Origin of the sequence: Microbulbifer variabilis ATCC 700307 (assembly GCF_000380565.1) — a bacterium.
In the GTDB taxonomy this organism is placed as follows: Bacteria; Pseudomonadota; Gammaproteobacteria; order Pseudomonadales; family Cellvibrionaceae; genus Microbulbifer; species Microbulbifer variabilis.
On record NZ_AQYJ01000028.1, the window covers coordinates 530,054 to 549,667 of the forward strand.

The 19,614-nt window shown below is 49.5% G+C and carries 20 protein-coding genes; 5 read left to right on the top strand and 15 right to left on the bottom strand.

Translation table 11 applies throughout. The annotated features are described in order from the left end of the window. Positions 1-235: 235 nt before the first annotated feature. Entirely contained in the window at positions 236-1,186 is a 951-nt protein-coding gene (locus G367_RS0118060) for a LysR family transcriptional regulator (RefSeq protein ID WP_040629047.1), read from the bottom strand. A gap of 111 nt (positions 1,187-1,297) precedes the next feature. Here G367_RS0118060 and G367_RS0118065 point away from each other — a divergent pair, with 111 nt between their 5' ends. Genes G367_RS0118065 through G367_RS0118080 form a run of 4 tightly spaced genes read left to right on the top strand, consistent with a single transcriptional unit; the run spans position 1,298 to position 4,071 of the window. Continuing rightward, positions 1,298-1,528, top strand: a complete 231-nt coding sequence (locus G367_RS0118065; RefSeq protein WP_020414570.1) for a hypothetical protein — start codon at positions 1,298-1,300, stop codon at positions 1,526-1,528. Between the two features lie 2 nt (positions 1,529-1,530). Further along, the gene (locus tag G367_RS0118070; protein ID WP_020414571.1) at positions 1,531-2,460 is read left to right on the top strand and encodes a sodium-dependent bicarbonate transport family permease; all 930 of its coding nucleotides are present in this window, start codon (positions 1,531-1,533) and stop codon (positions 2,458-2,460) included. Positions 2,461-2,466: 6 nt separating this feature from the next. Next, entirely contained in the window at positions 2,467-2,958 is a 492-nt protein-coding gene (gene purE / locus G367_RS0118075) for a 5-(carboxyamino)imidazole ribonucleotide mutase (protein ID WP_020414572.1), read from the top strand. Between the two features lie 6 nt (positions 2,959-2,964). Further along, entirely contained in the window at positions 2,965-4,071 is a 1,107-nt protein-coding gene (locus G367_RS0118080) for a 5-(carboxyamino)imidazole ribonucleotide synthase (RefSeq protein ID WP_020414573.1), read from the top strand. A gap of 28 nt (positions 4,072-4,099) precedes the next feature. Here G367_RS0118080 and mnhG read toward each other — a convergent pair whose 3' ends face one another. The 14 genes from mnhG to G367_RS26860 all read right to left on the bottom strand — a co-directional run bounded on the left by mnhG (position 4,100) and on the right by G367_RS26860 (position 18,445). After that, positions 4,100-4,447: a monovalent cation/H(+) antiporter subunit G gene (gene mnhG / locus G367_RS0118085; protein ID WP_020414574.1), complete on the bottom strand. Its 348-nt coding sequence runs from the start codon at positions 4,445-4,447 to the stop codon at positions 4,100-4,102. Then, positions 4,431-4,769, bottom strand: coding sequence for a cation:proton antiporter (locus tag G367_RS0118090; RefSeq protein ID WP_020414575.1), 339 nt, complete (start codon positions 4,767-4,769; stop codon positions 4,431-4,433). Before G367_RS0118090 ends, mnhG begins: the two co-directional genes overlap by 17 nt. After that, complete coding sequence (locus tag G367_RS0118095; RefSeq protein WP_020414576.1) at positions 4,769-5,242, bottom strand: Na+/H+ antiporter subunit E; 474 nt, start codon at positions 5,240-5,242, stop codon at positions 4,769-4,771. Before G367_RS0118095 ends, G367_RS0118090 begins: the two co-directional genes overlap by 1 nt. Before the next feature lie 2 nt (positions 5,243-5,244). Beyond that, positions 5,245-6,768, bottom strand: a complete 1,524-nt coding sequence (locus tag G367_RS0118100; protein WP_020414577.1) for a Na+/H+ antiporter subunit D — start codon at positions 6,766-6,768, stop codon at positions 5,245-5,247. Continuing rightward, the gene (locus G367_RS0118105) at positions 6,765-7,139 is read right to left on the bottom strand and encodes a Na+/H+ antiporter subunit C (protein WP_020414578.1); all 375 of its coding nucleotides are present in this window, start codon (positions 7,137-7,139) and stop codon (positions 6,765-6,767) included. The genes G367_RS0118100 and G367_RS0118105 overlap by 4 nt, the downstream gene beginning before the upstream one ends. A gap of 1 nt (position 7,140) precedes the next feature. Further along, positions 7,141-7,560: a Na+/H+ antiporter subunit B gene (locus G367_RS0118110; protein ID WP_020414579.1), complete on the bottom strand. Its 420-nt coding sequence runs from the start codon at positions 7,558-7,560 to the stop codon at positions 7,141-7,143. Further along, positions 7,557-9,842, bottom strand: coding sequence for a hydrogen gas-evolving membrane-bound hydrogenase subunit E (gene mbhE / locus G367_RS0118115; RefSeq protein ID WP_020414580.1), 2,286 nt, complete (start codon positions 9,840-9,842; stop codon positions 7,557-7,559). The genes G367_RS0118110 and mbhE overlap by 4 nt, the downstream gene beginning before the upstream one ends. A 154-nt stretch (positions 9,843-9,996) precedes the next feature. After that, positions 9,997-10,692 (bottom strand): pirin family protein, encoded by a 696-nt coding sequence (locus G367_RS0118120; RefSeq protein WP_026305238.1) that lies wholly within the window; start codon positions 10,690-10,692, stop codon positions 9,997-9,999. A gap of 91 nt (positions 10,693-10,783) precedes the next feature. After that, positions 10,784-11,689, bottom strand: a complete 906-nt coding sequence (locus G367_RS0118125) for a LysR family transcriptional regulator (protein ID WP_020414582.1) — start codon at positions 11,687-11,689, stop codon at positions 10,784-10,786. Positions 11,690-11,910: 221 nt separating this feature from the next. Then, the gene (locus tag G367_RS0118130) at positions 11,911-12,897 is read right to left on the bottom strand and encodes a glutathione S-transferase family protein (protein ID WP_020414583.1); all 987 of its coding nucleotides are present in this window, start codon (positions 12,895-12,897) and stop codon (positions 11,911-11,913) included. A 79-nt stretch (positions 12,898-12,976) separates the two neighbouring features. Further along, positions 12,977-13,408, bottom strand: a complete 432-nt coding sequence (locus G367_RS0118135; RefSeq protein WP_020414584.1) for a DoxX family protein — start codon at positions 13,406-13,408, stop codon at positions 12,977-12,979. A 325-nt stretch (positions 13,409-13,733) separates the two neighbouring features. Next, entirely contained in the window at positions 13,734-14,471 is a 738-nt protein-coding gene (locus G367_RS0118140; protein ID WP_020414585.1) for an OmpW/AlkL family protein, read from the bottom strand. Between the two features lie 291 nt (positions 14,472-14,762). Then, on the bottom strand, positions 14,763-17,798 hold the full coding sequence (locus tag G367_RS0118145) for a DUF2339 domain-containing protein (protein ID WP_020414586.1): 3,036 nt from the start codon (positions 17,796-17,798) through the stop codon (positions 14,763-14,765). Positions 17,799-17,977: 179 nt separating this feature from the next. Then, the gene (locus G367_RS26860; protein ID WP_020414587.1) at positions 17,978-18,445 is read right to left on the bottom strand and encodes a hypothetical protein; all 468 of its coding nucleotides are present in this window, start codon (positions 18,443-18,445) and stop codon (positions 17,978-17,980) included. A 141-nt stretch (positions 18,446-18,586) separates the two neighbouring features. Between G367_RS26860 and G367_RS0118155 the strand changes: the two genes are divergently transcribed. Next, positions 18,587-19,219: a hypothetical protein gene (locus G367_RS0118155; RefSeq protein WP_157533614.1), complete on the top strand. Its 633-nt coding sequence runs from the start codon at positions 18,587-18,589 to the stop codon at positions 19,217-19,219. The last annotated feature ends 395 nt before the right edge of the window (positions 19,220-19,614 follow it).

Consider the following 19,614-nt stretch of genomic DNA (forward strand, 5'->3'; position numbering starts at 1 on the left):
TCTTTCTTTTCTGCCGTTGTGATTTTTCCGCCAGGATTTATTTGAGGTTGCCGGCGGGTATCCCAAAAGTAGCAGGATTCGGGCCGGCCGCAGGGGATTTGACGAACTTTAAGGCATGACTTTTAAAGGAAATAGAAAAGCAGGGATCGTACGAATAACAATCTCTTCTGTAGACACCAGTAAATATAAGATTGATTTATTCCTCTACCTCCCTGTTTTGGTTGGGGAAGGTTAATTACTTGGATTGAAGTATTTTGGGGCTTCCAATTTCTTCCGGCACAGTTTCCAGGTTACGGGCATAATCCAGAAACTCCATTGCAGCAGGAGAGAGGGGGCGGGATTTTCGCCGGGCGAGATACCAATGAGTGATAATGGGCAGTTCTTCTACATTCAGCATGGCAAGGCCGGCACGCCCGCCAAAGGCAAGTGTATGCTCGGAGAGAATCGATACGCCGAGACCAGACATCACTGCATGTTTTATGGCTTCATTACTTTCAATTGTCATACGAACATTGAGATCGACCCCCCTTTTTCTCAGGAAGCGCTCAATTGCATGACGTGTACCGGAACCTTCTTCCCGACGCAGGAAAGGACAACTGGCAAACTCCTTCAGGGAGATCTTTTTCCTGTTTGCAAGCGGGTGTTTTTCTGGGGCGATAGCCAACAAGCGGTTGGGTAAAAACTCCACCAGTTCCAAATCGGGATTTTGCGGGGGATGACTGAATACATAAAAATCATCAGCATCCTCCCCAGTATAATCAATGATTTGTTGGCGATTACCTACACGAAAGCGAATATCCAGCTGTGGGTGTTGTTCATAAAACTCCCCAATTAGGTGGGGGATAAAGTACTTGGCTGTGGTGACAACGGCCAGTTGGAGTTTACCGCTTTCCAGGCCCCGGAGTTTCGCCAGTTTCAGCTCCAGGTACTCATAGCTTTTTAGTATCTCTCTGGCACTTTCCACCAATGTCAGGCCTGCTTCGGTGAAGTGGATTTGTTTGCCGACAGAATAGTAGAGGGGTAGCCCCACTGCGGAGGAGAGCTTGGCCAGTTGCATAGACACACTGGGCTGGGTCAGGTGCAGGGTTTTGGCGGCGGTACTAATGCTGCGCTGCTCGAACACGGTGAGGAGGATTTCCAATTGTCGTGCGGTTCCGATGCGGGCGTGGGCTCTGCTGGATGACACAAGGCACCTGTATAGAGGATTGCTGATAGATAACATAATAATTATCTATTTTTATCTATCAATAGTCCTATCGATAATGCGCCCACTTAATAAACAGCGGGGGCCTCTTTGATGCATAAGTCACAACTATATTTTGGCGCGTCTGTTGGATTACTGGTCATGTTTGTTGGCTGGACCCTGACACTGGCCGGTATCGTAGCCGGAGCCCTCATGGCTGTTGGTCTCCTGGTGTTACTTGCCAACGTCGGTTACTGGTTTACCAGTCGAAGCCGCCGGCGAATCAGGGTGGATATCGCCAGACAGGAGCGACAGCCAGTACGATCCCAGCGCCGGAAGTACTGAAAATGCAACTCGATATTGTTGTAGGTTTCTTCCTGCTGGGTGCACTGGCACAGTTGGTTCGCAGTGACCTGCGCCTGCCAACTGGCCTCTACCAAAGCTGTGTGATCTTCCTGTTGCTGGCTATCGGCCTCAAGGGTGGTGCGGCACTCAGTACCTATTCTGCCGCTACCCTGGTACCACAATCACTGGCTGTTCTGGCTTTTGGTGCCTTGCTACCTCTGTTGGCTTTCCCGGTCCTTCACTGGATTGGCAAGTGGTCCCGCCTCGATGCCGCAGCCACAGCTGCCCATTATGGTTCCGTCAGTGTCGCGACTTACGCTGTGGCTGTTGCACTTCTCAATTCACGCGGTATTGAATACGAGGCTTACTTCCCTCTGTTTGTCGCTTTGTTGGAAGTTCCTGCAATTGTGGTGGGCATTCTGCTGGCGAGGCAGTCTGCTAAAGACGCTGGCACCGGCAAGCTGTTTCACGAGCTGACCTGTAACCAGGGCGTTCTCTTGCTTCTTGGCGGTATTGTTATTGGTGCCTGGGCTGGAGAGCGTACTGCATCTGTCATGCCTTTCTTTGGTCAATTATTTCACGGCGTTCTCGCCCTGTTCTTATTGGAGATGGGGCGGGTAGCCGCGGCGCGTCTCCGAGACGTAAAGGGGCAGGGCGCATTCCTGCTCAGCTTCGGCATCTTCATGCCTTTGATGGGTGGCGTTGCGGGGGGAGTTCTCGGCTCCCTGCTCGGTCTGTCTGCCGGAGGCGTCTTCCTGCTAGCGGTGTTGGGCAGCAGTGCTTCCTATATCGCAGTGCCTGCAGCGATGGCCGTAGCTCTGCCCCAGGCTAATGCCAGTGTTTCGATCACCTTGTCTCTGGCAATCACATTTCCTTTTAACGTGCTGGTGGCGATCCCCGTCTATCTGGCCTTCATCCAACACTGGAGTTAACTGCAAGTGAAGTCTCTGCCTTTTGAAAAAGTCACCATCGTAATGGGGTCGCGCTCGGATTGGGCCACCATGTCCAATGCGACCAAGCCTCTTACAGAGCTGGAGGTCCCCTTCGCTACCGCCGTAGTTTCTGCCCACAGAACCCCCCAGCGTTTAGTGGAATTTGCCAGTGAGGCACATAAAAAAGGTACCCAGGTGATTATCGCTGGTGCTGGTGGCTCTGCGCACTTACCGGGCATGATTGCTGCCATGAGCCCGCTGCCGGTGATTGCTGTCCCTGTTGAGAGCCGTTTTATGACTGGTATGGACAGCCTGCTTTCGATTGTACAGATGCCACGGGGTGTTGCCGTTGCCACTCAGGCAGTAGGTGCTTCCGGCGCTTTTAATGCGGGCCTGATGGCAGCACAGATGTTGTCATTGAGCGATGCAGGTCTGCAGCAGCGCCTGATTGCCTGGCGGGAGCAGCAAAGTGAGCAAGTTCCTCTGTCTGTGGAGTAAGGCACTGTGAGTGAGCGCACCAGACATATCGCTATAGTTGGCTGTGGGCAGTTGGCACAGATGATGGCGCAGGAGGGCCAGCCCCTCGGTATCACTTTCAGCTTCCTCGCCGAGGAAGGGGAAAACACCAGCTGTGTCGAAGGGCTTGGAGAGCTGGTCAAGCTTGAAGAGCATGAGAGCGGGGAGGTTTTGTATCAAGCCTTGGGCCGGCCAGAGGTAATTACTGCCGAGCGAGAGCAGGTGGATGTGGCCTTGTTGCGAAAGTTACAGCAGTTTTGCCCGGTTTATCCCGATCCCCATATCTTTGAAAAAGCCCAGCACCGCCTGCGGGAAAAGTTAGCACTGACCGAGAGCGGTCTTCCAGTGGCGTCCTTTGTACCGGCGCTGGGGGCTGATGAATTACGTCGCTCCCTTGGCACCCTGGGCTATCCAGTATTTATTAAAAGCTGTGAAAATGGCTACGATGGGAAAAACCAATGGCGGGTTAAAAACCAGGCGCAACTTGAAGATGCTATCGAAGAAGCTCAGAGCCAAGCTTGCGTGGTGGAAGCAGCGGTGGATTTTTCCTGTGAAGTTTCCCTGGTTGGAGTGCGCTCTGTATCCGGGGAAGTAAAAACCTATCCCCTGACTGAAAACCTTCATCGCCAGGGCACTCTTCTGGTTTCAAAGGCGCCGTTTCATGACTTCCAGCTAATGAGTCAGGCCCAATCCTACCTGGATAAACTGATGCGTGACTGGGACTATGTAGGCGCGCTGACCCTGGAATGTTTCGTGACAACTGAGGGATTGATCGTTAACGAAATAGCGCCGCGGGTCCATAACAGTGGCCACTGGACCCTGGTGGGAGCAGAGACCAGTCAATTTGCCAACCACCTGCGCGCCATTCTCGATATGCCGCTGGGGGATACACAGTGCTCCAGCCCAACTGCCATGATTAATATGCTCGGAGTGAATAAATCACCCTCGCAGAAAAATGAAGGCGTATGGCTTTATGGCAAAAGCCTGAGAGAGGGACGCAAGATGGGGCATGTCATCCTTGTCGATGACTGTTCCCGTCGACTTTCCCGGCGCAGTGATGCAGTTATCGCTGAACTGTATTCTAAGAGCCACTAATTTAGGGACACCTCGAAAGGACTTTCGGTTAACGGAGGTCCCTTTTCGGATTTTTGAAACGGGGGCGGGCTGATGTTCCCCGCCACATAGGGGTACCAACCCGGTAGGCTGCGCGTGCGATCATATGCACGCCCACCGGCACCGTGAGTAGCAGGAACAGGATTGCAGCCACCGCCCGTGCCGTAACCTGGGTATCATGGAACAGGGTGGCCACTCCGGCCAGTAAAAGACCACAGCACAGGGTAGCAGCCTTACCGGAAGTACTCATGCGAGTGTAAAAATCCGGCATGCGCAGTAATCCCAGGGCGGCACTGAACCCAAAAGTACTTCCTACCAGTATCAATGCTGCAATAAAAACCTCATCGAAAACTACCACCACCGCCCCCTTCGTGAATCACGGTTTTCTTGCCACTTTTTTCGATAAAACGCGCGAAGGCCACACTGACCAGAAATGCCACAAGTGCCAGTGCAATAGCCGCATCCAGGTATACAGGCTGTCCTGAAGCAATTGCCAATAGTGCACAGTATGCGACGGCGAGAATATTTAATACATCCAGGGCAACAACTCTATCGGCTAACGTAGGCCCAAAAAATATTCGCAAAAAGCACATTGCCAGGGCCAAAAGTAACATCAGTGAAGAGATGTTAATCGCCCCTACAATAATGGGGGAGTGTATGTCGGCAATAGTAATTGGCATCAGGAAAAGGCCTCCCGTACCCGCTTTTCGAAACCCTGGTGAATTTCCTCGCGAAAAGCTTCCGGATCATCCACAAACATGGTGTGAACCAAAAGTTCAGAGTGGTCTTTGGTAATTTCCAGCACCATGGTTCCCGGAGTTAGCGAGATTAAATTAGTGAGAATAAAAATTTGGTTGCGATCAGTGATTTTCAGGGGGATACGCACGACCATGGGGCGGCTCTTTAGTTTGGGTGAAAATACCTCATAGGCAGCACGCAGGCTGGACAGTATCAGCTCCTGAATGAAAAAAAAGGCCAAGTGGGCGAAGCGCGGCAGGCGATAAAAATACTTACTTCCCCCGGGTAAACTGGGGGATACCCTCAGTGCCAAGTAACCAATTAAAAAACCAAAACAGAAATTCGTCAGTGTCGCATTACCGGTAAGTGCGGACCAGCTGATGGCCAATAACAGATTGAGTAAAAATACGCGCATACTCAGTGGTTTCCTGTGTACTGGGCGGAACCCTCGCCCAAAACCGCATCCAGATATTCCCGGGGTTCCAGAAGCTCATTTGCGGCCCCTAGGGAGTAATCAATAAAAGGCTCTGGAACCAGCCCCAGCCCTAAGGTAATGAATGCTAATAGGGCAACAGGTAGCAGGCGCTGTAACCTCTCAGTACGTGGTATCTCATACAAATTGCTACAGTAGCTTTTGGGGTGGTCCTTCCAGAAAACCTCTGCCCAGATCTTACTCATGGAATATAAGGTTAGAGCGCCGGTAATTAGCGCAACAGCTGCCACAAGGTAAGCCGCCTGCTCCATGCTGGCTTTTAATAACAATAGTTTGGCCCAAAAACCCGACAGGGGAGGAAAGCCGGCAAGACTGAAAGCGGCAATAAAGAAAAAGGTAGAAAGCAGAGGGCTGGCTTGATAAACACCACCGATTTCGCTCAATTCATAGCTGCCTGTAAGGCGCTGGGCGGTACCGCTGATCAGGAACAGGTTAGTTTTGGCAACAATATTATGCACCATGTAAAACACTGATCCGGCCAGTGCCAAGGGGGAGTTGAGAGCCAGCCCAAGCACCAGGAAACCGATCTGGCTAATGATATGGAATGCAAGGATTTTGCGAAATTCATATTGGGCGGCAGCGCCCAGTACGCCGGTTAGCATGGTGAGTAATGCTGCCCCCAAAAGGATATTGTGGGTAAAGCCCAGATCTGTAGGGAAAATCAGGGTAAAGGTTCTTATCAGCGCGTAGACTCCAACTTTCGTAAGCAGCCCGGCAAATACAGCGGTTACTGCCACAGGGGGAGCATGATAAGAAGCTGGCAGCCAGAAAAATAATGGAAAGATAGCTGCTTTGATCCCAAAAGCACTGATAAACAATACCGCCAGGGCAGATACAGCCACCGGATTGTCGACCGTGGCCAGGGATATATGCAGCTGTGCCATATTTAGGGTGCCGGTCAACCCGTAAATCATACCAATGGATGTGAGCATCAGCAGGGTGGACACAAGATTCAGCGCGACATATTTAATACCGCCATCCAGCTGGATACGATCTCCCCCCAAAACCAGCAAGGCAAATGAGGCGATTAGCATCACCTCAAACCAGACATACAAATTAAACAGGTCTCCGGTAATAAAGCTTCCGCAAACGCCTGCCAATAAAAGCTGGAAGAAGCTGTGAAATCCCAGCTTTACCCGTTTTTCATCAATGTCTGAGAGTGAAAATAATGAAACGCAGAGCCCTACAATTGCACTGATTAGCAACATTACTGCACTCAGACGATCAGCTACCAGGGTAATCCCAAAGGGAGCCGCCCAATCCCCCATTTGGGCCGCGCGCGGACCGCCGGTTTCCACCAGTATCATAATGGCGATTGCTATTCCCAGCATCAGCACACAGCCGCAAATAGAAATTGAGCCGCAGAGCAAAGGGCGCCCGCGCGCTGGAAAAGCGGCAAGTGCGGTGAAGATGGGAATCAGGAAGGGCAGGGCGAGTAACCAGCTCAAGGGGATTTTTTCCTCTTGGGCTTCACCGGCTCCGCAATGCGCATGGAGTCCACATCAAGGGTACCCAGCACTTTATAGGCCTGGGCGATTAGTGCCAGGGCAAAGGCCAACAGACCAAAACCGATTACAATGGCAGTCAGGATAAGTGCCTGGGGCAGGGGATTCGCTACAGGCATAGGCGGTACTTCCAGCCCTTTGGGAACCAGGGCCGGAGCCGCGCGGGTTAATCTACCAGTAATAAATATGGCCAGATTGGCGGCGTTACTGATGAGTATTAACCCGAACAGGTAGTGCAGCAGATCCCTGGCCAGCATCAGATAGACTCCGGTGGCAATCAATATGCCAACCACAAGTGCGAGGGGACCCTCCATATTAACCAGCCTCTTCCAGGGCAAAAATCAGGGTGAGTACAGCGCCGAGTACCGCCAGGTAAACGCCAATATCAAAAATTAGTACATTGCTGATGGAGATACCGCCCGAGTTTTTATCGCCGATAAGTTGAAACCATTGTCCCGAGAAAGGCGCTTCTCCTTTAAAAGCTGCGAGCATACCGGACAGTGCCGAAATCAATACGCCACTCATTGCCAGGTTTCCGGGAGGAACCCGCAGTGCTCGCTGGGCCGCTTCCATACCCCAGGCTATGGCAAAGAGTGCAAATGCCGAAGCGGCAATTAACCCGGCAATAAAACCCCCTCCAGGATAATTGTGGCCGCGCAAAAGCATATATACCGAGAAAACCAGAATGAGCGCCACAAGCACTCGGGTTGCTGTTTGCAATATCAGAGAGTTCATTGTGGCCCCCGCCGTAATTGATGGCCCAGCAGCGTTACCGCCGCTACGGCAGCAGTAAATACCACGATGATTTCTCCGAAGGTATCCAGTGCGCGGAAGTCCACCAGGATGACATTGACAATATTACGACCATGGGCCTCGGGTACTGCGGCCTGCTCAAAGAAGTCGCTGGTGGGACTATCGAAGGGTGTTTGTAATACGGCAAGGATACTCAAAGTCACCAACAGGCCGACCATGCCACCCAAAAGGGCATCTCTAGGGCGAAAGCGGATTTTTCTACCGGGGCTGAATACTGGCAGGCGAGGCAGTATTGCGGCAACCAATACCAAATATAGGGTTTCAACCAGGAGCTGGGTAATAGCTACATCCGGAGCACCAAAGAACAGATAGATTAATGCAACTCCGACACCCAGGGCCCCGAGAGCGCATATTGCAATTAATGGTTTGCGTGCTGTACCCGCCATAAAAGCTCCACCCACGGTAAGTAGAAGGGCGGCCCATTCTTTCAGGTTCAGACGCGGCCAGTTGTATTCCAGTGGGAATTGCCCCGATCGTAACAAGGCATAGGAAAGGAATATCGAAACGGTCACAAAAATGACCGTTAAATAACGCCGCATAACCCCGTTTTGCAATATCCGGGTCTGGAAAGCCGCAAAGAACCTCAACAGCTCCAGGGACTTGTCCCACAGTAGATCGGCACTGGTAGGCGCATGTTTGAAATCCCATGCCAGCCAAGCCCGCAGGTGGCGTAAGCCCAGATACATAGTGACCCCAAGACCAAAGGTCAATATGCTCATTAACAGAGGAATATTAATCCCGTGCCAGAGGCGTAAATCGATACTCTCTGGAATACCCAGTACAGCAGTTAATGCAGGTTCAACAAGTCCCCCACCGACGAGATCCGGGGCAAGACCAAAGGTAAGTCCCAGAAAGCTGAGAATTAGTGGACTTATCCATAAGCCAGGCGATGCCTCGTGGACTTTGGGTAGGTTGTGTGGGTATTTTCCCAGAAAGGGTTTTAAAGCAACCATACCAGCCACGGTAACAGTGACGGCATTGGCGAATACTGCGGCAGTGGATACGAGAGCTGGTTCGGATGCCACAGCCAGCGCTCCCTCATATTTTAATTCTTTACCAATAAAGCCAAGAAATGGTGGGAATCCTGCCATAGAAAGTGCTGAGGCCAGTGCGGTAAAAAAAGTGATAGGCATGACACGTCCAAGCCCACCAAGTTTGATCATATTGCGGGTGCCAGTCTGCTTATCAATGATGCCTACCACCATGAACAGTGCAGCCTTATAAAAAGAGTGCACTATTAAAAAGGTGATAGCGGCTGCAACTGCAGCAGAGGCATCGGAACCAAGGAACATAGTCAAGGTACCGAGTGCGATCATGGTGGTGTAGGCCAGGGCAAGTTTCAGGTCGGTCTGGCGCAGAGCTGCCAATGCAGCCACTGCTGCGGTAGCCGCACCGGTACAGGTCAAAATCCACTCCCAGGTTTCTGTCTGTGCCAGAACTGGATGCAGGCGCGCCAATAGATAAATGCCTGCTTTTACCATAGTTGCAGAGTGTAGGTAGGCGCTGACAGGGGTCGGAGCTGCCATCGCATTGGGAAGCCAAAAATGGAAAGGCAGTTGTGCGGATTTGGCAAAAGATCCGATTAATATCAGTATCAGGATTGGCACATATAGTGAACTTGCGCGTACTGTCTCCCCGGAAGCGAGTACCTGCACCATATCGAAACTGCCTGTGAGTGAACCAAGCAGTATAAAGCCGGCCAGTAAACACAGGCCTCCAAGGGTGGTTACCAATAGGGCCTGTAGCGCTGAGCGGCGTGCAATGGCGCTGGTGTTATTAAAGCCAATCAGCAGGTAACTGGCGATAGTGGTGATTTCCCAAAATACAAATAAAGTCATCAGATCACCGGCAAGCACCAGACCCAGCATTCCGATCATAAATAGGTAGAGATACAGATAAAAACGGCGCAGTTGCATATGTCCGCGTAAATAAGATGCGGCATAAATTGTAATAAACACGCCGATGCCACTGATGAGTAGGGCGAAAAGAAAGCTCAGACCATCAATAAAAAATTGCAGTGATACACCGAGGTCAGATACCCAGGTCACGCCAAAACTAATTTCGCGACCGGCAGATATATCTGACATATAGAACAACAGGATCAGTGTCAAAATAGTGGGGGGCACGGGAGAGAGCAGGGAGATAAGTCTCCCCGGTTCGGCTTGCCTGCTATCGCGACTATCCGTGTCGCCAACTGCACCCATCAATTGATCCCCAATTGCCTCGATCTATTTTAGGAGGGAATCGGCCAGAGAGCAGGTAGGGCGATTACTGCGCCTGATTGAAAAAATATATATTGCCGCTGATGATTACTTCGAACTGCCTTATTTCAAGAGCTGACTTTATTTTACTAAATTTTCATTGATGTGGCAGGTCAAACCACAAGGCCGTTATACCATCTATACCGGCATGTAATTGTATATACTCTTTAAACAATCCAAGGCCATCTCCTGCCATCATTTTATGATTGCTATTAAAAGTGGCACTCCCCTCAATCACATGTAAATATCCAGGGCGAATTCGGGTATCCAGAACCACACTTTCTCCGCTCTTCAAGTGAAGTCGATACAAACTGGCATCTTGTTGCATGGTTAGTGAATCATCACGTCCATCTGGGGTAACCAGGGGAGTCAGCTTCTTCGTTTGAATAATTGATTTTTGTTCATACCCAGGCTTGATGCCCTGGCGGTTGGGTTGAATCCAAATTTGCAGGAACTTTAATCTCTGTGATGTTGAGTGATTATATTCTGAGTGGGTGATGCCTGTTCCGGCACTCATTCTTTGCACTTCTCCGGCGGGGACCACAAAACGATTCCCTTCGCTGTCGACATGTTCAATAGCGCCTTCCAAGATATAAGAGATAATCTCCATATCCCTGTGGCCGTGAGTATCAAAACCTGCACCGGGACGGACGGTATCATCATTGATTACCCTCAATGCAGAAAATCCCATATGCATGCGATCGTAGTAGTGTCCGAAGGAGAAAGAATGCTTGCTTTGAAGCCACCCAAAATTGGCAGTTCCTCGTTCCTGCGCCGGTCTAAAATAGTACATAACAAGATCCAAGTACTTGAATAATGGTTTTATTTATTTTATTCAAGTCTGCACCAGAGAAATATTGGATAGATAAGGATTCGCTGTTCTATTAAAGTGAATTTTCCGAAGTGGGCATATATAGTGTCAGCAACCGTAATTCCCCTATAAATTCACGCGCAGCGGGGCCCAGGCTGTCTTGATCTTTAAAATTCAAATAAAAACTGGCTGTGCGGGATGCGCCTTTTTCCAGTGAAAGACGTTTTAACATTCCGTTTTCCAGTAGCGGGGCGGCAATTGGCATGGGTAGCCAGGCATACCCCATTCCCTGACAAATCAGCTCTGTAGATGCACGCAAGCTACTTACTGTCCAGCGCTGTTCAGCGCCAAGCCACCCCGAGTCGACGCTGGTTTGTGTGGCTGAGTCCCGCACAATAATCTGTCGGTAAGATTTTAAATCATCATAGTTTAACTTTCGTTTGAATTGATGCAGAGGATGGTTGATATATGCCACTGCGATAAATTCAATCGTACAGATTTCTTCATTGAGATTGTCGGTCATTGTCATTGGTGATAAACCCAGGTCTACAGCACCTTCCTGTAACAACTCATTAGTGCCAGATAAAATGGTATCGACAATATCAATATTGGTTTGTGGGAATATTCCGGATACTTTTTCGAGAGCCTTAAATACCACTTGCTGGGGGAAGGCACCATCTACAGCGATACGCAGCTCAGATTCCACACCACTGCTAAGAGACTCCGCAATTGCCTCTATACGGGATACTTCATCCAGTAAGTACTTTCCACGGCGCAACATCAGCTGGCCAGCTTCAGTCAATGCAACTCTGCGCCCGGTTACTTCAAAAAGCTTTACACCCAGTGCCGTCTCCAGGTTCCCTACCGCATGGTGAATACTCGATTGGCTTTTATGCACCACTGAAGAGGCCTGGTTGAAACCTCCCGCATCCACCACAGCCTTAAACATACGCCATTGCTCCAGGGTGGTTTTCTGCATGGGTGCCTTCTCCCGTTGATCATTTAACTTGATGCCTATGGCAGGATAAGTTGTCGAAGGGCTACTCTAATGTTCGCCAGAATCGAATGATAGTCAGAATTATAGAAAGATTTGTTCGAAAATTTAGATGGGTGGCGACGACATTGCCCATGATTGAGTAAAAGTGGCCGCAGAGCGGCCGAGGTTGGGGTTAGTCCTGAGGTGGGGCCGGGCTTAAAGATTTATCTTACGGGGAACCTGTTGCGGTCGTGGGGGCTACTGTAATCAATAGCGGGCCCCACCGGTACAACCTGGGTGGGGTTAATCGAAGTATGGCTGAAGTAGTAATGGCGCTTGATATGGTGAAAATCTACAGTTTCGGCTACACCGGGCCATTGATACAGCTCGCGCACATAGTTACGGATATTAGGGAAGTCATCCAAGCGCTGACGGTTGCACTTAAAATGCCCATGATAGACTGCATCAAAGCGTATAAGTGTGGTAAACAAACGCCAGTCTGTTTCAGTGATTTGATCACCGGTAAGATAGCGCTGTTGACTCAGACGTGTTTCCACATGGTCCATTGATTTGAATAATTTGTCGTAGGCTTCCCCATAAGCGGCCTGGGTGGTAGCGAAGCCACAGCGATAAACTCCGTTGTTAATATTCTCGTAGATCTCATGATTAATAACCTCAATTTCATCGCGCTTTTGCCGTGGGAAAAAGTCTGTTTGATCGCCAGTAATCAGATTAAACGCGCTGTTAAACATACGTATGATTTCTGAAGATTCATTGCTGACAATACAGTTCTGCTGTTTGTCCCATAGCACCGGCACAGTTACGCGCCCACTGTAATTGGCTTTGTTGTGGGTGTAGATTTGATACAGGTAATCGAATCTGAATAGGGGGTCGCCACTACTGCCTTCTTCAATATTAAAACTCCAGCCAGAGTTCAGCATATCAGGGCTTACTACCGATACGCCGATATGCCCTTCCAGCTTTTTCAGCTTGCGAAAGATCAGTGTGCGGTGGGCCCAAGGGCAAGCAAGTGATACATAGAGGTGATAACGGCCGGGCTCGGCTTTAAAGCCACCAGTTCCACTGGGCCCTGCGCTACCATCAATGGTTATCCAGTTGCGCAGTTGGGCCGCCTCTCGCTCAAAGGCGCCACCAGACTCGCTGGTGTTATACCATTGGTCCTGCCATTTTCCGCTGATTAAAAGTCCCATTTTGTACCTCTTAAAAGCCTGTAAGAGTGAGTGCAGGCCCCGATTTTCTCGGGGTTTCTGCCGTCTATTTTATGAGGAATTACTGCTTGGCTCCCTGTCTGCGAGCGTCCAGGCTCCATCGTCCAGCACCATTAGCAGCCAGTAACAGGAAGCCCCCGGCCATGGCGATGTTTTTGAAGAACATAATAAATTGCATCTGGTCAGCCAGATTGTTGTGATACAAGGCGGCGGTAATCACACTAAATCCAGCTAGGGCTAATGCAACCAAGCGAACTTGAAAGCCTGCGATCAAGGCAAGGGCGGTACCTACTTCAAACAGTATCACCAGTGGCAGCAGGAATTCAGGCAGGCCGCCGTAGGCCAGGTACTGGGCGCTGCCCTCGTAGTTTTGAATTTTATTAACACCTGCCAGTAAGAAAATCGCAGCCAGGCCTATACGGCCAGCCAAGTCGGTAATAGCAGGAAACATGGAGTTGGTATCTTGAATTGTGCTCAGGGCGGAAGTGGTCATGGTATCGCTCCTCAATCTGTGAGTTCTAAAGTAGTGCCCCAGGGGATGGGCAACCTCTATCGATGGGGAGCAGTTTATCGAGCAGGGACAGGATGAAAATTGCTTAAAACGGGCCGTATGATTCGGGAAAATAGAATGAATGTTGAGTCTATCGGAACGCCGCAACGGGAAGTGCTTGCTCGATCAATTAAAATGAGAGTGGATTACTGAAGAGGCGAGCTACCGCCAGACTGAAAGGAAAGTCCATAACTTATTTCTTTAATGCCCAGACTGGCATAAAAAAGAAACCGTTAAAATCACTCTTTCGGATTCCCGGCACTCCAAATCAGAAGTGGTAACCGATACCGACCGAGAAAACAAACGGATCTATGTCCACATCGACATTGATACGGGAGTAAGTTTCCGCACCTGTATAGAAGCGGATATTTGCATCGGTATCAATATCCAGGTACCAAATAGCGGCATTAAACAGCCAACGGCTATCCTGGCCAAAGGCGATATCTATTCCAACTTCCCCAGCCAGGCCCCAAGAATCATCCAGCTTGAGTCTTGCTCGTGATTCTGCACCGAGTACAGCTTCAAAGTAATTCTGAGCCGCACGATTGATATGCTCACTTAAAAAGTGGGTGTAATTTACTCCGACACCAATGTAAGGCTGCACCCAGGATTCTGTGCATACCGGGTACCATTGCAAGGTGAGGGTAGGAGGCAGATGTTTAATGTCCCCGAGGCGCACCCGTCCGAGAGGTTCGCCAGTCACCGGGTCGGGCAGGCCGCGCACGTCGAGATCATGTTTAAATGGTAATGCTGCCAAAAGCCCCAATCCCCAGTGGTCTGCGAATAACCAAGTGCCCGTAACGCTCACGGAGTAACCGGTATCCACGTAAACCCGTGTATCAGGCAGTATGGTGCCATTTAGGCGCAGATTGTCGGAATCGTCATTGGGATCAACTGCGGCGGCGCCAACACGAACAATAAAGTCTCCTTTTTTATACTCTGCCAAAGCTTGGCTACTAATGAGTAAGGCGGCAAAAAGCGTTATTGCCAACTGAAGCCGTTTCATTTCTTGCTTCCCTGCGCATTTTATCGAAATGGAGTTACGCATTCAGTGTAGTTGGCCGGCAAATGGGCGGTTTGGGTAAGGCGTTCTTTGATGTGATAAGACGTCTTTAGCAGCAATATATAGAGGGTGATCTGTGCCAAACCTTTGTAAGTATTGCTTCAAAAGATAGAGCATATGGAGTTCTTGTATAATCCCACACAAATCATAACTAATTTAACAACTGTAAATAGTAATGGGCCTAAAAAGGCCCATTACATTTTTGAGATAAGCTGATCAGTATTTTTGGTGTTTTCATTTTCTGGGGGTCAGAAATTTCTGATACTGGAATGCAGCCCCCAGCATGCACAGTCCCACCAGCATACAGACCACAATCTTTTGTATCAGGGAAAAGTCCTGCATATCCCACAGCACAATTTTTAGTGCGGCAATGCCGAACAACATGAGTGAGAGCTTCAGTAACTTTTGGGTATCAGGTCTTAGAGTCTGGAACAGTAGCAGTGTTGCATGCACCACCAAGGCAAATGATATGGCTGGCAGCCACATGGTTTCCAGCACTTGCGCCAGCAGCGCAATATAAGCTGGGATGGCTGTAAGGTGCAGCACCCACAGGTTAAACAGCCTGCGGCCAGGCCATACGGCTCTATTGGCGAAAAAGCGTTGATAAACCAACAGTGAAGCGATTCCCAGGGCCACCAGGTTATACACTCCCAACATTGGCGCCTTAGCGGAATTGGCAATGACCGCTGCAACTTGCAACAAGGTAATAAACTCAAACAGGCGCAGACTCAGCATATAAAGGGGGGTCAACTGGTTGCGCAGCGGCGCTAGTTGGGGTTTAAAAATATACAGACCGGCGAAGTACAGCTGGCATAGTAAAAGTGCCAGTGCAAAGTCACGGCTTAGCGCGTAGCTAATAATAAGTAGCGTTGCCGCGAGATAGTAAAAGGCCAATGGAAAGAGTGGCTTAAGTGCCCGATGCAGGGCCAACCGCCAATCCTGGCCGGCTGGCTTCCGCCGCAATCCCTGGCCGATCCACAACAGTGCCGCCATTGATACCAGCCCCAACAGCAACCCACTCAAGGCAAACCCTTGCCAGTTGGCGAACTCCTGCAGAGCACAACTGATTATTGCTACAAAGCTTGCGCCTGCGATCAATATGCGCAGTTCCTGTTTTAATACCTCCAGTTTCAGGTGTGTATAAAGTGCCAGGGCGATAGCGCCAGACAGCCAAACGGCGATGGGGAAGTAGTCGTTGGCCTTATAAAGTACTGTTGGTAGGAAAAATATTGGCACCAGAGCGTAAAACAGCTTGCGCAAATTGAGTGCCAGAGAGAAGCCAGTGGATTGCATATCCAGGTGTTTATACAGAGCTGCAATCATCCACAAGCTAAGGAAGGCCTCTACACTAGCGATCTTTCCGTAAGGTATTTGATCGTAGAAATGCAAGTTACCCACAATCGATGCACTCGCGAGTAGTGGGATAAACAGCAGTAAGTAATGGCTGAGTCCAAACCATTCACTAAATGCTGAACCAGTACGCTTGCCGTGCCAGATTAAAAAGCCCATCGGTAGCAAGGCAAGCAGCCACATACCCTGGGGCCAGAGGATGCCAACAGATAGCAGAAAGCTTGCGGATAAAAACACCACAAAAGCGTTATCTGCGAAAGAGGTTAAATGGTGCTCTCTAGGAGTAATCCGATCTGCGCAGTGCTGCAACAGCCGGGTTAATGCGAAGGCAGCCGCACAGAGCGCCAACCAGTTACCCCAACCAGCATCTGCGCTTAATGACAGCAACATTGGTGCGGGAACAACTCCGCCAGCTACCCAGGTCAGAGCTTGCCACAGCATGGTAACGCCAGCTGCAGATAGGGCGATGTAACCCTCGCTTCTTACACTGATGAAACCAAAACGGGCACCGAGAAAAATCAGCAACAATCCCTCTAGACACCAGACAATCCCCAATAAAGCGGGACTGCACAACGCAAGGATTGCCAAGCCTGCCAGTAATCCACCGTGTAGTAGAGCCATATTCTGTACAACACGGGCGGAAATACTGATGGCGTTGTAGCCAAACAGCCAGCGTGAATAAATGGCCAGAGCCATCCAGGGTAGAAGGTTCAGCAGCCACACAATGCCCAGTGCGTTACTGTTGGGTGCCAGCGACCAGCTGATGTGGATAAACAGCACCAGGTTTGCGGCAATAATAATCAGGCGCCTTCGCTCCAGTCCTTTGGACTCTATCAATTCAGCGCTTAGTCCCCGCAAGGCGTAATGGGCAAAGCCATAAAAGAAGCCGTGCAATATCAACAATGGCCCCCAGTTTGGGACGGCCCCATCCAGGTTTGAGATCGAAAACTCAAACATGCCTGCGCTCAGTACCATAGTGACGATCGCAAGCTGTGGCCAGCGTATCTGCCTGGATAAATGCAGCATCGCCAGGGCGAGTGCCAATAAATAGCTGAGGTAAACAAGTGCGGAAGGATCAAAATGATTCGCCACCAAAGGCATGGTGGCACCGCCCAGCAGGGTCACCATAGACACCACTCGTGTCTCAAATAATAGGGCCAGTAAGTAAGAGAGCCCTGTTGTCGCCACCAACAGGCCGACTCCAACAGGAACAGGCAGCAACTGATAGTAAGGCCCGGCAAAGTACCCACACAGGTAGAGAAGAATCACTCCGAGCGCTATTAATCCAGAGCCGTAGTCCGCCATATGGGGCATACGCCGGCTAAAAGTCACACCGCCAAAAGTGGTTGCCGCCGCAACCAGAAAGCCCAAGATCACCTTACCGGCCGGGCCCAAATAGTTGTTGAAAGAGAACTGCAGCAAGTATGCGAAGCCAAATACCAGTGCCAGTATGCCGGCAGCGGTCATAAAGAATACCGGGGCTTTACCCTGGCGCTGGTAATGGCGATAAAAGTTTGCAAGGGGCTCCCACACGCGATTGAGCGGTTCCAGGGCTGGTGCCAATAGGCTGGCCAGGCCTTCTTGTAACCATGGAGTGGCTACTGATGGTTTACCGGCTCTCTCAGGCGTTGATTTGGATTCAGAAGATTTCGGGGTAGGAGTTGCCGTTGCTGAAGGTATGGTTGATGAATGAGCTTGCTGAATGGTTTGGCGGGGCTTGGAGGGTGTGCCCATAAGCAGGGCCAGTTCGTCTTCTAACTCAGCAGTACTTTCTACCAAGGCTTCTTTGGTTTCTGTATCGTCCCGCCTGAGCTGTGCCTCAAGGGCAGAGAGCCGTCGTTCGAAGGTCTCCAGCCGGCGTTGATTGTCCCGCTCCAGCAGGGCGAGTTCGGCTCGAAGTGAAAGTAATTCACCTTCCATAATTACCCCATTTTTATATGGTTGCTGGGTATTATTGACTTATTATTCAAAGCAATGCTTAGGTTGGGCTGTCCAAGACAAATGGATAAGGAGCACTGTCACTCCTCTTGCTATTTTTTCTGACGATTGAGTGTTTTCAGCCTCTAATCTGACTGCTTCAGGATACCGTGCCAATTCTTTCAAAAGCCAGCTCTGAGATTTTTACTTAGGCTGGTTTTCATACTGGATACGGTAAGGTTTGCAGCTGAAGGTATTTTTACCGGCATTGAGTTCAATAAACTTTTTTGCATCATCAATTTTTCTAGAAAAATAATTATACTTTTTTCTGCTGGCTGTAAAAATTGTATTCGTTTAACCACTGGAAAAGTGGGGATCTTGTCAGGAGGTCTACTGACCAAACCCAGCGACCGGATAGCTATGCAAATGGTTGTTAAATCTTTATCCGGGTTAATTTCGTAGGATCTTATGTAGATTCTGTTTGAAGTCAATCGATTAATAGTATTGCCTTGTTTGAATTGTGCTCGATCTGTCTGCTTATCAACCAAAATTGGCCGGCTATCAGCTTTTAGCGTAATAATGATGGCAGTAGTACCAGTTAGATCATTAATCGAACTATCTTCTTCAGGCGAAAAGTTATCTAAGAGCAAATAACAGGCCGGCCCTTTTCTCTGTCTCTTTTTACTGGGAGGCGTAAAAATTACTGGCTTTCAGTCTATTTTTTGCACCTATACAGCATCCGGTGTCTGCTATAACGAGACTCACTGTGGCTAAAAAGTCTGGTCTCCCTGATGCGCCATATAGATACTGGAACTATTGCAATAAGGCATTGCCGCCTGCGGCGACTTGAAAATTTCATTGATGTCGCTTACGCGCTCTTATTTGTCAACTTCGTTTTATATCTTCCTTCGGGAGAAGATATGGCTTGGATAAAGCTTGAATTTGGCCTTCTGAGTCTTTTAGTGGAGAATTCCCAAGAGATTTTCCGCCTATTTATTGCCGTAGGACTAACGCTCGTACAGTGGAATCTGACGCATAAATTACTTGGGCCCGTTGAGCAGTCCAATAATATCCATACTTCGCTGGTGTTATTGCAGCAGGTGGTCGTATGTTTTTATCTCTATTTTGCGATCAATGACCCTAAATTAGTTAGCATCTCGTCCACCGTTGGCCAGAGTGTATGCCTTGCGCTATCGGGATTTATTGGGCTCGCAGGCTGGCAGTATGCCCGCAAGATGGGCTTCGCTAACACATCCCTTACCAGCAATGAAAAAGATAACGTCTTCAAAAGCGCAACGACTGAACCCTTCGTCGCAGTACTTACTATTGGACTTGCATTCATCAGCCCTGTGGTCTGGTCTTTGGGTTGGCTGGTGATTCCGCTGGTATTAATGGTGATACATAAAAAGATTGGCCGGAAATAAAAATCCGTTAATTTAGTATTCTATGTTCATCCCTCAATAAATTAGGTTAACTTTTGAGACCTACAGATTCCCCATTCCCAACGATTAATTGGCCAGAATCCTCAGAGTTCCAATGTGCATGCTTTCCTAGAGAGTAGGAGGATCTGCTTAGCCTGGTTTTGAGGCCTTTGAAATGTACTTGGCATTCCTGGCTTAGCATGACGAAATCTTTGCGTTTTTCTACTTTATAGCCAGGGGCAGATAATCAGCTTTTAAGACGAATCTGGGGCTTTGAGTCATTTCTTGAGCGATTGGATTAGCTGCACATTTTCACGTCTTACCCCCTGGATTTCTCTTTTATCCGGGGTTCAGGCTTTCTTTTGAATCCTGAGCTGGCTTGGCTTTTGGAGTGTGTT